Raw genomic sequence first — 12,961 nt, forward strand, 5'->3', positions numbered from 1 at the left:
GCATAGTGAACAAAGTTAAAAAATGGAGCGGCCGAGGCGCTCGGCCAGCAGCTCCAGCGCCGCCGTGCCCGCCAGGGAGTTGCCCGCCTTGTTGAGTTCGGGGGACCAGACGCAGACCACCAGCTCGCCGGGGATCAGCGCCATGATGCCGCCCCCCACCCCGGACTTGCCCGGCATGCCGACCCGGTAGGCGAAGTCGCCCGCCTCGTCATAGAGGCCGCAGGTGGCGAGCAGGGCATTGACCTGCTTGGTGGTGCGGGCAGGCAGCAGCGGCGAGCTCTCGCCGAGCGGCACGCCGCGGTTGGCCAGGTAGATGAATGCCCGGGCCAGATCGACGCAGCTCATGCGGATGGCGCAGGCATTGAAGTAGCTCTGCAACACCTTGTCCACCTCGTTCTCGAAGTTGCCATAGGCCTTCATCAGGTAGGCGATGGCGGCGTTGCGGGCGGCGTGCTGATATTCGGAGCGGGCCACCACCTGGTCCGCCATGATGGCCGGATTGCCGCACAGGCGACGCACCAGCTCCAGGGTCCGTTGGCGCGGGGCCGTGAGCCGGGTCTCCAGCAGGTCGCTCACCACCAGGGCGCCGGCATTGATGAAGGGGTTGCGGGGAATGCCGTGCTCGAACTCCAGCTGCACCAGGGAGTTGAACGGCTGGCCTGAGGGCTCCTTGCCCACCCGGGCCCAGATCTCCTCCTCCTGATAGAGGGTGAGCGCCAGGGTCAGGCTCAGGGCCTTGGAGATGCTCTGGATGGAGAAGGGCTCGCAGGCGTCACCGGCGGTGAACAGCTCCCCCTCCACGGTGCAGACAGCGATCCCGAGCCTGTCCGCCGGCACCTGCGCCAGCGCGGGAATGTAATCGGCCACCTTGCCCTGCCCGAGCAGCGGGCGCACCTCTTCCAGGATGCTGGCCAGTAATTCGGATGACAACACCATCGACGATTCCATGAGATGAGACGAGGTGAGGCGAGGCTCACCGACAAAAATCCCGCCGGCGGCGGGATTTTCTATCTGCCCGAGAGGCAGTCGGATATCAGGCCGGCTCACCGTACCAGAGATCGAACAGCTCGGTGACCACCACGGCCTCCATCCCCTTGCCTTCCAGCCAGGATTTGACGGCGGCGCGGTCCTCTTCGGTGCACTTGCCCAGTTGCTGGGTGCAGATCATCCCTTCCCAGGCCAGGTGGCCTGAACCGGCGAAGGCCAGCTTACGGGGTTCAACAACCTCATCGATCATCGCATCGACTACCGCATCGATGGTCTCTTCGGCAGTGCCGACCGGGAAGTTGAAACTGATGTCGAAACCCATTTCCTGGAATTCATCGACGCGCAGTTTCTTACGCAGACGGCGGCTACGATTGGCCATGATAGCTCCTCAAGTTAGTGGATACGGAGTTGACGTGCCAGCTCAGCTGACACGCTTGAAAATCAGATCCCAGACCCCGTGGCCCAGACGATGGCCACGTTGCTCGAATTTGGTCAGCGGGCGCCAGTCGGGACGGGGCACCCAGTTGCCGGTAGCGGAGGTGTTCTCGTACCCCTCGGCGGCGCTCATCACTTCCAGCATGTGCTCGGCGTAGTTTTCCCAGTCGGTGGCCATGTGGAAGACGCCACCGATGGCGAGCTTCTGGCGGATGTCCTGGGCGAAGGCCGGCTGTACGATGCGGCGCTTGTGGTGGCGGCTCTTGTGCCAGGGATCCGGGAAGAAGAGCTGCAGGCAGGAGAGTGAACCGTTCGGGATCATGTGCTCCAGCACCTCCACCGCATCGTGACAGATCACGCGCAGGTTGGTGACGCCCGCTTCCTGGGCGGTGCCGAGGCAGGCCCCCACGCCCGGGGAGTGCACCTCGATACCGATGAAGTTCTTCTCGGGGGCATTCCTGGCCATCTCCACCAGGGAGGCGCCCATGCCGAAGCCGATTTCCAGCACCACAGGGGCCTCGCGGCCAAACAGCGCCACCATGTCCAGGGGTTGTGGTGCAAAATCGATGCCCATGACCGGCCAGAGCTCTTCCAGGGCCTTCTCCTGCCCTTTGGTCAGGCGGCCTTCGCGACGGACGAAGCTGCGGATCTTGCGCATGAACTTGCCGTCTTCGTTAAATACATCTTGGGTCACAGGCATATTTGTCTCGTTATTTCATCAATCCGGGTAACAGAACCGGGGTCAATCCGGGTTTAGGCCGACCTGGTGGTTCGTTATTTCATCAATCGGCAAAAACAGGGGAGCGAATTATCCCAAGATAGGCCCAAGGCGCAAGTGTTTCGCACAACAAATCCCCCCTGACTGACCAATTCCGCCACTGCGGTTGACAAATGCCACCCCCCTCACAGAATCTGCCGGGCGTCAGGTGCATCCTGACGCGGAAAAATAAAACCATACACAACAAAGGATTGCAGTATGAAAAGAGCCCTTTTGACCCTCGCCATCTCGGCCCTGCTGGCCGGGTGCAACCCCTCGGACAATGACTCCCAACCCCCCGCCCCCGAAACCCAGGCCTATGAATACCTGGTGCAGCTGAGCTCGAGTGCCGAAGGCATAGGTGCCAGACCCACGGGCACCGAGGCCGAAACCCGTGCCGCGGCCTGGATCCAGGACCATCTGACCGGCTGGGGCTACGAGGTGCAGAACCAGCCCTTCAGCTACACCCGAAGCGGCACCGAGAAGCACTCCCAGAACCTGGTCGCCGAGCTCAAGGGCCAGAGTGACAAGGTGATCCTCATCGGTGCCCACTACGACAGCACCGGCGAGAAGAAGGGCTCCGAAGGTGCCACCGACAACGGTGCCGGTGTCGCGGCCCTGCTGGCGGTCGCCGAGGCGCTCAAGGGAGAGAGCCTGCCCTACACGGTGCGCTTCGCCTTCTTCGGGGCGGAGGAGAACGGCCTCAACGGCTCCAAGGCCTATGCCGCCAGCCTCGACAGCGACGCCGTCGCCAAGTTGCTGGCCATGGTGAACTACGACACCATAGCCGGGGGCGACATCGTCTACGTTCACTCCGCCCATTCGGACGTGGCCGAGTACAACTGCGCCGAGCCGGGCCGCTACAGCTTCGATCCCAAGGTGCGCGATCGCCTGCTGGCCATCTCCAAGCAGAGCACCACCCCGTTCGCCATTCACCCCAGTTACGACGGCTACCCGGAAGGGGAGACCGGCAGCTGGTCGGATCATGCGCCTTTTGCCTGCCTGGGGGTGCCCATCGCCTACGTGGAGGCCACCAACTTCACCATCAACGGGGAGGATGGCTATGACGGCTACTCCCAGAGCACCAACCGGGCGCTGTGGGACTGCTACGACGAGGCCGGCAAGAGCGCCTGCGATCGGGACAGCGAGACCCAGTGGGGCAAGATCTGGCACACGGAGCACGACCGCCTCGACAAGATGGCGGAGCTGTTCCCGGGTCGGGTCCAGCAGCAACTCGGTGCCAACACGGATCTGATGATCAGCTTCTTGAAAGATCCCGGGCTCTGAGCTCAGGGCAGATGAACGCCTGGCAGGGGTTTTGGCGCCCCCGGCCAGGGTAGAGACGATAAAATTCGGGCAGGTGCCAAACCTGCCCTTTTTTATGGATTTTTGTGACAGCCATTGCCTCATTTCTGAAATCTGATACAAACGGATAACCTGGCGGTTGAATGGAGCGACCGCCACCTAGTCAGAGAGAACCCTATGCAGCCGTTTTTTGCCCAGCGCTTCGAGAAGGTCGAGCCTTCCTTTATCCGTGAAATCCTAAAAGTCGCCGCCAATCCGGAGATCATCTCCTTCGCCGGCGGCCTGCCCAATCCCCACCTGTTCCCGGTCAAGGCCATCGAGCAAGCCTGCCAGGACGTGCTGCGCGAGCAGGGCGCCGCGGCGCTGCAATACGCCACCACCGAAGGGTTCGCCCCGCTGCGCCAGTACATCGCCGATCGCTACCAGAGCCGCCACGGCATGGAGGTCAACCCGGACAACATCCTGATCACCAGCGGCTCCCAGCAGGCGCTGGATCTGCTGGGCAAGGTACTGGTGGACGAGGGGCAGGATCTCATCATCGAAGAGCCGGGCTACCTGGGTGCCATCCAGGCGTTCTCCGTCTATCAACCGAATTTCAGGCCCATCACGCTCGGGGAAGAGGGACTGGATCTGGCCGCGCTGGATGCGCTGCTGGAGCAGGGTTCCAGCGCCAGGCTGCTGTACGGCGTGCCCAACTTCCAGAACCCGAGCGGGGTCTCCTATAGCCGTGCCAACCGCGAGGCCCTGGCCGAGCGGCTGGTGCGCCACGATCTGCTGATGGTGGAGGACGACCCTTACGGCGAGCTGCGCTTCGAGGGGGAGCACCTGCCCCCCATCGCCAAGCTGGCGCCGAACAATACCGTACTGCTCGGCTCCTTCTCCAAGACGGTGGTGCCCGCCTTCCGTCTGGGCTGGATGCTGGTGCCGGACTGGCTGCGCAAGAAGGTCACCATCGCCAAGCAGGCCACGGATCTGCACAGCAACGCCTTCAGCCAGCAGGTGCTGCACCGCTTCCTGACCGATCACTCCCTCGACGCTCATCTGGAGAAGATCAAGGAGGTCTATGGCCGCCAGCGCGCCGCCATGGAGGCCGCCCTGAGCCGTCACTGCCCGCCCGGCGTCAGCTACACCCGCCCCGAGGGGGGTATGTTCCTCTGGCTGACCCTGCCGCCCAGCATCAGCGCCATGGCCCTGTTCGACGAGGCGATCAAGGAGAAGGTCGCCTTCGTGCCCGGCGCCCCCTTCTATGTGCGCCCCGAGATCCAGAACACCCTGCGCCTGAGCTTCTCCTGTGTGGATGAGGCCACCACGGAAGAGGGCATCAAGCGCCTCTGCCGCGCCCTGTCCCGCATGCTCTGACCCCTCTGGGGATGAAAAAAAACCAGCGACCCGGGTCGCTGGTTTTTTTATGCCTCGCTCTCAGCCCTTGTCAGCGGGCGAGCAAGCCATGGGCGCCGAGCACCTTGGCGTAGCCCCTCAGGCTGACGGGGGCTGCTGGGTGGGCAGCAGGCTGGCAAAGGCCGTCATTGGCATGGGCCTGCCATAGAAGTAGCCCTGCTGGAAATCCACCTGGCGCTCCCTCAGGTAATCGGCCTGCACCTGGTTCTCCACCCCTTCCGCCACCAGCAGCAGACCGAGCCGGGTCGCCAGATCGATGACGTTCTCGACGATGTGGCTGGAGAGCGCATCCGAGCCAATCATGCCGACGAAGCTCTTGTCGATCTTGAGGAAGTCCACCTGGAAGGCCTGCAGATAGGTCAGGCTGGAGTGCCCCGTACCGAAGTCGTCGATGGCGATGAAGACGCCGAGCTGATGCAGTTCGGCGAACAGCCGGTCTGTCGTCTCGTCCGCTACGATGAGCTCCCGCTCGGTCAGCTCCAGCACCAGCTTGATGGGGTTGTGCCGGAAGGCGTCGATGAAGTCCCGGCAATCGTCCAGCAGGCTCAGATCCTTGCAGTGGCTGGCGCTGATGTTGAAACCGAAGTGGAACCCCCTGGGCAACTGATCCGCCAGGGGGGCAAAGGTCTCCCGCACCTGGGCCATCAGCAGCCGGGTCATGGGGACGATGAGGCCGCTGTCTTCCGCCAGCGGAATGAAGCGATCCGGCGAGATCATCCCCTGACGGGGATGCTGCCAGCGCATCAGCACCTCGCAGCCGCTCCAGTGTGCCCCCTCCCCTGTCACCACGGGCTGCAGATAGGGGATGAACTCCTGCTGATCCAGCGCCCGCTTCAGCTCCTGGGTCGGGGAGGTCGAGCGCCCCATCAGCCAGAAGATCCCCACCCCGAACAGCACGCTCAGCAGGGGGTAGACTATGATGCCGACCTTGGAGTAGTCCCAGATGTGAGCCCTGTATTCATCGACCGATACCCTGGTCACCACCTTGAACGGATACTTGCCGGAGGCCTCCTCCAGGTAGCCCGGACTGTCCGACGGGATGAGTCGGTCGGTGAGCTGGCTGTCTCGCAGCAGCATCTCCTGGCCGACCACCAGCCCGAGGGGGGAGTTGCGGCTCAGCATGTCCAGAATGTTGAGCAGGTAGTAGCCGTCTATCCCCACCAGCACGCTGAACCTGCCCATCTCCTCCCGGTAGACGATGAGGGGGCGATTCGGGGTGACGGGGTTACCCTTCATGAGATCCAGCTTGCCACCCACGTAGTCGCCCAGCTGGATCTCCCCGCTGACCGGGCCATAGAGGGAGGTGCAGTAGATGGTCGTACCCTCTGCCAAGTTGACGCTGCGCACATCCGGCACCGTCGCCACCTGATCCCGCAGCCCCTGAACCACCTCGAGGCAGGGCTTGTTCAGACTGCCGGCAAGGGCCGATGCCGCCAGCAGGGCGTTGTCCAGGGTGCGGTCGAACATCAGCCTGGCATGTTGCAGCCGCTCCACCGCATCCTGCTGCACTCCGGCGGCGGTCTGCCAGGTGATGACGGCGAGCCCCAGCACCATGGGCAGCAGACCCGCCAGCAGGGCACAGGCCAGCCGGACATAGAATTGACGCACCCTTAAACGACGAAATGGCATAACCGTCCTCATGGTCACGGCGAAAAAGCAGGCGAGTTTACCCGCTGCTGCCCGCTTGGCAAGCAATGATGATGCGCTCGGGTGAAATCCAGATGGCACCCGCTCTGGGAGGCAAGCCCCCCTTCCCATCCAGCGCCCATGCATTGGGCCAGCACCTGCACCCTGGCGCAAGGCGCGCGAGGCGGCGCCATCATGAATTTATAATGCTCATAAAAACAGGAGCTTGTCCATCCAGTGCCCAGCCTCTAGAGTAGAGCCAACAGCCATCAGGGAGGCAGCACATGAAGATACTGATCACGGGGGGAACGGGCTTTATCGGCCGCCGCCTGGTGGCACACCTCAAGGTGGCGCACGAGGTGGTGGTGTTGACCCGCCAGGGCAGCCGGGCCTATGAGCTGCTCGGTCACGACGTCACTCTGCTGGACAACCTGGACCGGCTGGATCACCTCAACGACGTGGACATCGTCATCAACCTGGCCGGGGAGCCCATCGCCAGTGGCCGCTGGAGCGAGTCCCGCAAGCAGTTGCTGTGCAACAGCCGCTGGCTGCTGACCGAGCAGCTGGTGGATCTCGTCAAGCTCTCCAGCACGCCCCCCAGATTGCTGCTGAGTGCCTCCGCCATCGGCTGGTATGGCCGCCAGGGGGATGAGCCCCTGGACGAGCGCTGCCACCATCCCCACGACGAGTTCACCCATCGCCTCTGCCAGCGGTGGGAGCAGCTGGCCCTGCAGGCCCGCAGCCCCCAGACCCGGGTCTGCATAGTGCGCATCGGCCTAGTGCTCGGCACCGACGGGGGCGCCCTGCCCAGGATGCTGCCCCCCTATCGGCTGGGGCTCGGCGGCCCCATGGGCCCGGGCACCCAGATGATGAGCTGGATCCACGTGCAGGATCTGGTGCGGGCCATGCTGTTTCTCCTCGAGCACGACGAGTGTGAGGGGATCTTCAATGGCACGGCCCCGCAGCCGGTCAGCAATCGCCAGTTCAGCCAGACCCTGGCCAGCACGCTGCATCGCCCGCACCTCTTCTTCGTACCAGCCCGGGTGCTTCGGCTGCTGATGGGCGAGGCGGCGGATCTGCTGCTCACCGGCCAGCAGATCCTGCCCGCACGCCTGCAGGAGGCGGGGTTCCACTTCACCTATCCGGCCCTCCCCGAGGCCCTCGGCAACCTGCTGCAGCCCCCGCGCTGAAACCACCATGAAAAATCCCGACCTGGGTCGGGATTGTCACTATCGGTGCCTCGCCAGCGGCCGTCAGAGCAGCCCCTGCCCCAGGCCTCTTAGCCGGTCGCTCAGGGTGCCCGCCAGCAGCTGACGGCGCATGCCCTGACCGGCCAGGGTCACCAGCAGGGCCCCCAGCAAGGGCAGGCCGGCCCAGATGGCCCAGTGGAACTGCCACTGGCCATCGAACCACCACCACTGCAGGCCAAAGGAGCAGAGCTCCACCACCATGGCGGCGCACAGCCCCGCCAGGGTGCCGCTCGCCACCAGCTCCCAGCGCAGCATCTTCTCGAGCAGTTTGCTGCCCGCCCCCAGGGTGCGCATCAAGAGCAGCTCCCGGCGCCGATGGGCCATGCTGGCCTGGGTCTGGGTCAGCAGCACCAGCAGGGCGGCCACCGTCACCAGCCCCAGCATCAGCCCCAGCGCCCGGCTCACCTGATCCGAGACCAGGGTCAGCCGCCCTATCAGATCCTCCACGTCGATGAGGCTCACCGTGGGGTGGCGACGGATGAGCTCCACCTCGGCGCTGCGCCCCTCAGGCGGCAGGCGATAGCTGCCAAGCCAGGTCTGGGAGAAGGGGGCCAGCACGTCCGGCGAGAAGATCATGTAGAAGTTCGGCCGCATGTTGTCCCACTTGATGGACCTCAGGCTGGTCACCCTGGCCTCGAAGCTGCGCCCCTCTATGGTGAAGCTGAGGGCGTCCCCCAGGGCGATGCCGAGCTGGCCCGCCAGCACCTCGTCGACAGAGACCTCCCCCTTGCCGCCGAGCCACTGGCCCGAGGTGACCTGGTTGTCGGGGGGCAGGGTCGCCGTGGTGGTGAAGTTGAGCTCGCGGTTCACCCCCTCCCGGGCCGCATCCTCACCCACCGCCTGACCGGCGATCCGGGTCAGACGCCCGCGCACCATGGGGTAGAAGTCCGAGGTGATGGCACCGGCCTGGTGCAGATCCGCCAGTATGCCGTCGCGCTCCCCGTCGGCCACATTGACCAGGAAGCGGTTGGGGGCATCCGCGGGCAGACGGGCGGAAAAATCATCCAGCAGATCGACCCGCGCCGCCCACAAGAGCCCGAACAGCATGAGCGCCAGGGCAAAGCCCGCCAGCTGGAACAGGCCGCTGCCGCGCTCGCGGGAGAGGTGACTGATGGCCAGACGCAGGGCATGAGGGCCCTTGAGCCGACCACCGAGTCGCAGCAGCCCGGAGGCCAGCAGCGCCAGCAGCACCATCAGCAGCCCCATGCCCCCGATGAGACCGAGCGCCAGCCTGACATCGGCGGTAAAACCCCAGACCAGGGCAAACAGACCGAGCAGGCCCACGGGCACCGTCAGCCAGGGGGGAATGCCCGCCTCCAGCTCCCGGCGCAGTACCCGTAGCGGCGGCACCTTGAGCAGGCGCAGGAAGGGGATGAAGGCCAGCAGCAGGGTGATGAAGAAGGCGACCGCCAGACCCAGGGCAAAGGGGCGCCAGGAGGGCGGCGGCAGATCAGCTGGCAGCAGATCCCCCAGCAGTTGCAGCGTCAGCCACTGCATGGCGCTCCCCGCCACCAGGCCGATCAGGGCACCTATCAGGGTCAGGGAGGCGAGGAGCGTCCCCATCAGTTGCCAGAGGGTACGCCGCGACGCCCCCAGCGTCTTGAGCAGCGCCACCATGTTGGTCTGGCGCTCGGCGAAGTGACGCACCGCTATGCCCATGGCCAGGGCCCCCAGCAGCACGCCGGCCAGGGACGCCAGGCGGAAGAAGCGCTCGGCATTGGCCAGGGACTTGCCGACCTGGGAGCCCTGATCGTCGGGCTTGATCAGCTTCTGCCCCGCCGTCAGCTTGGGCTTGAGCCAGCGCTCATAGCGGGCGACCCCCTCCCGGGATCCCTTGATGAGATAGCGCCACTGCTGGCGGCTGCCCGGCAAGAGGGCGCCGGTAGCCTCGATATCGGCGCTGTGGATCAGCGCCCTTGGCGCCATCTGGAAGGGGCTGAAGCCCTGATCCGGCTCCTGGCCCAGCTCCCCCGCCACCGTCAATCTGGTGTTGCCGACCTCCAGCTCGTCCCCGAGTTTGGCACCGAGCAACTGCATCACCCGGGCAGAGAGCCAGATCTCGCCGGGCGCAGGGGCGCGCTGGGGCATCAGCTCCAGCTTGCCATAGAAGGGGAAATCGCTCGGCACGGCGCGAATGGACGCCAGCTGCAGGCCGTCGCCGTGAAACAGCATGCTGTTGAAGCTGACCGTGGTCTGGACGAGGAGCCCCTCCTGCTTCGCCTGGGCGAGCCAGGCCTCGGGCGCCGGGGTGGCGGAGCGCAGCACCCGATCCGCCCCGATGAAGTCGCGGCCCGAGGCCTTGAGCCCCGCATCCAGCCGATCCGCCACCAGGGCCACGCTCAGCACGCAGGCCACGCTCAGCGCCAGCGCCAGCACGAACCAGCGCAGCTCCCCGCTGAATCCTTCCCGGCGCAGCAGCTTGAAACCCAGTCTCCATTGACTCATGACTTGCTCCCCATCCCAGGCGCCAGCACAAGCCAGAACCACAGCTCCCCGCTAAACCCTTCCCGGCGCAGCAGCTTGAAACCCAGTCTCCATTGACTCATGACTTGCTCCCCATGCCCGGCGCCAGCACAAGCCAGAACCACAGCTCCCCGCTGAACCCTTCCCGGCGCAGCAGCTTGAAACCCAGTCTCCATTGACTCATGACTTGCTCCCCATGCCCGGCGCCTGCACAAGCCAGAGCCACAGATCATTGCTGAACCCTTCCCGGCGCAGCAGCTTGGATTCCCGTTTCTTCCATTGATTCATGACAGCTCCCTGACACGGGGAGCCAAGGTGGCTTCGGATGCTGGCGCATCCGCCTCCAGCCGTCCCGCCGCCATCACCAGCTGCCGCTGACAGCGCTGGGCCAGCTCATGATCGTGGGTCACCACCACTAGTGTGGTGTTGTGCTCGCGGTTGAGACGAAACAGCAGTTCGATCACCGTCTCCCCGGTCTTGCTGTCGAGGTTGCCGGTGGGCTCGTCCGCCAGCAGCAGGCTGGGCCTGGTCATAAAGGCCCGGGCGATGGCGACCCGCTGCTGCTCCCCCCCGGACAGGCGCGGCGGCAGGTGGTGCAGCCGCTCGGCCAGCCCGACCTGGGTGAGCAGCTCGCGAGCCCTGGGCTCACAGTCGGTCTCGCCGCGCAGCTCGGCCGGCAGCATGACGTTCTCCAGGGCGCTCAGGGTGGGCAGCAGCAGGAAGGACTGGAACACGAACCCCACCTGCTCGGCGCGCAGTCTGGCCCGCCCCTCCTCGTCCAGCCGGGTCAGGGACTGGCCCAGGATCTCTATCTCGCCGCTGCTCGGCAGGTCGAGTCCGGCCAGCAGGCCGAGCAGGGTGGACTTGCCGGAACCGGAGGCGCCGACCAGAGCCAGCGTCTCGCCGGTATTGACTTGCAGATCGATCCCTTCAAGGATGGTGAGACTTTCCTGGCCGAGGCGAACGGTTTTGCCGAGCCCCCTGACGGTGATAATGGGCGTTGAACTCATGATGCGTTTCCTGTTTGCCTTAACCTGTAATGACAATAGATCCTGGGAGTTGAATGCATGACTCGTGTCTTGTTCGTCTTGAGTTGCCTGTGTTGCTGGATCTCATCGGTCCAGGCGCAAACCCTGCTGGTACTGGGGGACAGCCTGAGTGCCGGCTACCAGATGCAGGCCGAACAGAGCTGGCCTGCCCTGCTCAACGAAAAGTGGCAGCAGCAGGGTGGCGAGCACAGACTCATCAACGCCAGCATCAGCGGTGAAACCACCCAGGGGGGGCTGGCTCGCCTGCCCGCCCTGCTCGAGGAGCACAAGCCTGACTGGGTACTGATCGAGCTGGGTGGCAACGATGGCCTGCGCGGCTTCGCCCCCGCCATCACCCGGGCCAACCTCACCAAGATGGTGGAGCTGGCCAAGGCCAGCCAGGCGAAGACGGTGCTGACCCAGATCCAGCTGCCCCGCAACTATGGCGCCCGCTACCTGCAGCAGTTCGAGCAGATCTTCCCGGAGCTGGCGCAGGCCAATGACCTGCCGCTGATGCCCTTCTTTATCGATGATATTGTGCTGCGCCCTGAACTCATGATGAACGATGGGCTCCACCCCACGGCGGCGGCGCAGCCCCAGATCCGCGACCGGGTCGCCCGCTTTATCGAGCCCCTGCTGACCCAGTGACCCCAGGGGACGGCATTGACCCCCTGCCCACCAAAACAGAACACCCGCCAAGGCGGGTGTTCTGTTATCAGGCTGGCTTAAGGCGATAAGCCCTTGAGTCGGGTTCAAACCCCCAGGATCTGGCGCATCCGCTCCTGGGTAACTCCGACCAGCAGATCAGGCTGGAACTTGGAGATGAAGCGGTCGCATCCCACCTTCTTGACCATGGCCTCGTTGAAGTTGCCGCTCAGTGAGGTATTGAGGGTGATGAAGAGATCGGCCATGCGCGGATCGCTGCGCACCTCGTGGGTCAGGCGATAACCATCCATCTCCGGCATCTCGGCGTCCGTGATCATCAGCATGATCTCGTCGGTGACCTTCTTGCCCGCATCGCACCACCCCTTGAGCAGCTTGAGCGCCTGCAGCCCATCCTGGCACTCGATCACCTCGAGGCCGAGCTGGGCGAGGGTCTCGCGCACCTGATTGCGTGCCGTGCTGGAGTCATCGACGATGAGCACCCGGCGCCCCTGCATCTGGGGCAGGATCTCCTTGTCCAGCACTTCCGCCGAGATGCGGATGTCATAGGTGATTATCTCCGCCAGCACCTTCTCCACGTCGATGATTTCGACAATCTGGTCGACCCCGCCCTCCGGGATGCGGGTGATGGCGGTGAGGTAGTTGGCGCGCCCCGCCGAACGGGGGGGCGGCAGTATGTCCTTCCAGGTCATGTTGACGATGTGGGCCACCTGCCCCACCAGGAATCCCTGAATGGTGCGGTTGTATTCGGTGATGATGAGGTTGGATTCGTTGTCGACCGCCATGGGACGCATGCCGATGGCACCGCGCAGGTTGATGACGGGAATGGAGACGCCGCGGATGTTCGCCACCCCGCTGATGTTGTGATGGGAGCCCGGCATCTTGTTGAGATGGGGCAGCTTCACCACCTCCCGCACCTTGAAGACGTTGATCGCAAACAGCTGCTGGGATCCCAACCGGAACATCAGCAACTCCAGGCGATTCTCCCCCACCAGCTGGGTACGTTGATCCACTGAATCCAATATGCTCGCCATATAAAGCCCTTACGT

11 protein-coding genes are annotated in these 12,961 nt (G+C 64.5%); 4 read left to right on the forward strand and 7 right to left on the reverse strand.

The genetic code is table 11. The features are described from left to right. Window positions 1–15: 15 nt before the first annotated feature. The 3 genes from glsB to trmB form a co-directional block, all read right to left on the reverse strand. Window positions 16–936, reverse strand: coding sequence for a glutaminase B (glsB, locus tag AC1IN8_RS06825; protein ID WP_202046621.1), 921 nt, complete (start codon window positions 934–936; stop codon window positions 16–18). Between the two features lie 97 nt (window positions 937–1,033). Continuing rightward, a complete protein-coding gene (locus tag AC1IN8_RS06830) occupies window positions 1,034–1,366 on the reverse strand; it encodes a YggL family protein (protein WP_005348158.1) in 333 nt (110 codons plus the stop codon). A gap of 42 nt (window positions 1,367–1,408) precedes the next feature. Further along, window positions 1,409–2,122 carry a tRNA (guanosine(46)-N7)-methyltransferase TrmB gene (gene trmB / locus AC1IN8_RS06835; protein WP_139436010.1) on the reverse strand — a complete coding sequence of 238 codons (714 nt, stop codon included), beginning with the start codon at window positions 2,120–2,122 and terminating at the stop codon, window positions 1,409–1,411. Window positions 2,123–2,398: 276 nt separating this feature from the next. On the opposite strand from trmB, the gene AC1IN8_RS06840 reads away from it, so the two are divergent. Both AC1IN8_RS06840 and AC1IN8_RS06845 read left to right on the forward strand, forming a co-directional pair. Next, window positions 2,399–3,466, forward strand: coding sequence for a M28 family metallopeptidase (locus AC1IN8_RS06840; protein WP_479758430.1), 1,068 nt, complete (start codon window positions 2,399–2,401; stop codon window positions 3,464–3,466). Between the two features lie 195 nt (window positions 3,467–3,661). Beyond that, window positions 3,662–4,843, forward strand: a complete 1,182-nt coding sequence (locus AC1IN8_RS06845; RefSeq protein ID WP_404837844.1) for an aminotransferase-like domain-containing protein — start codon at window positions 3,662–3,664, stop codon at window positions 4,841–4,843. Between the two features lie 117 nt (window positions 4,844–4,960). On the opposite strand, the gene AC1IN8_RS06850 is transcribed toward AC1IN8_RS06845, so the two are convergent. After that, window positions 4,961–6,511 (reverse strand): EAL domain-containing protein, encoded by a 1,551-nt coding sequence (locus tag AC1IN8_RS06850; RefSeq protein ID WP_479758431.1) that lies wholly within the window; start codon window positions 6,509–6,511, stop codon window positions 4,961–4,963. Window positions 6,512–6,792: 281 nt separating this feature from the next. Between AC1IN8_RS06850 and AC1IN8_RS06855 the strand changes: the two genes are divergently transcribed. Further along, on the forward strand, window positions 6,793–7,698 hold the full coding sequence (locus tag AC1IN8_RS06855) for a TIGR01777 family oxidoreductase (protein ID WP_139436002.1): 906 nt from the start codon (window positions 6,793–6,795) through the stop codon (window positions 7,696–7,698). 63 nt (window positions 7,699–7,761) lie between these two features. Here the strand turns inward: AC1IN8_RS06855 and AC1IN8_RS06860 are convergent, their stop codons facing one another. Together AC1IN8_RS06860 and AC1IN8_RS06865 are read right to left on the reverse strand one after the other, a co-directional pair. Then, window positions 7,762–10,203: an ABC transporter permease gene (locus AC1IN8_RS06860; RefSeq protein WP_479758432.1), complete on the reverse strand. Its 2,442-nt coding sequence runs from the start codon at window positions 10,201–10,203 to the stop codon at window positions 7,762–7,764. Window positions 10,204–10,505: 302 nt separating this feature from the next. After that, window positions 10,506–11,231, reverse strand: a complete 726-nt coding sequence (locus AC1IN8_RS06865; protein WP_043132953.1) for an ABC transporter ATP-binding protein — start codon at window positions 11,229–11,231, stop codon at window positions 10,506–10,508. Between the two features lie 57 nt (window positions 11,232–11,288). On the opposite strand from AC1IN8_RS06865, the gene AC1IN8_RS06870 reads away from it, so the two are divergent. Then, the gene (locus AC1IN8_RS06870; RefSeq protein ID WP_408805467.1) at window positions 11,289–11,897 is read left to right on the forward strand and encodes an arylesterase; all 609 of its coding nucleotides are present in this window, start codon (window positions 11,289–11,291) and stop codon (window positions 11,895–11,897) included. Between the two features lie 104 nt (window positions 11,898–12,001). On the opposite strand, the gene AC1IN8_RS06875 is transcribed toward AC1IN8_RS06870, so the two are convergent. Next, a complete protein-coding gene (locus AC1IN8_RS06875; RefSeq protein ID WP_319912631.1) occupies window positions 12,002–12,946 on the reverse strand; it encodes a chemotaxis protein CheV in 945 nt (314 codons plus the stop codon). Window positions 12,947–12,961 lie beyond the last annotated feature (15 nt).

The sequence above is a fragment of the Aeromonas sp. 130281 genome (assembly GCF_056642115.1).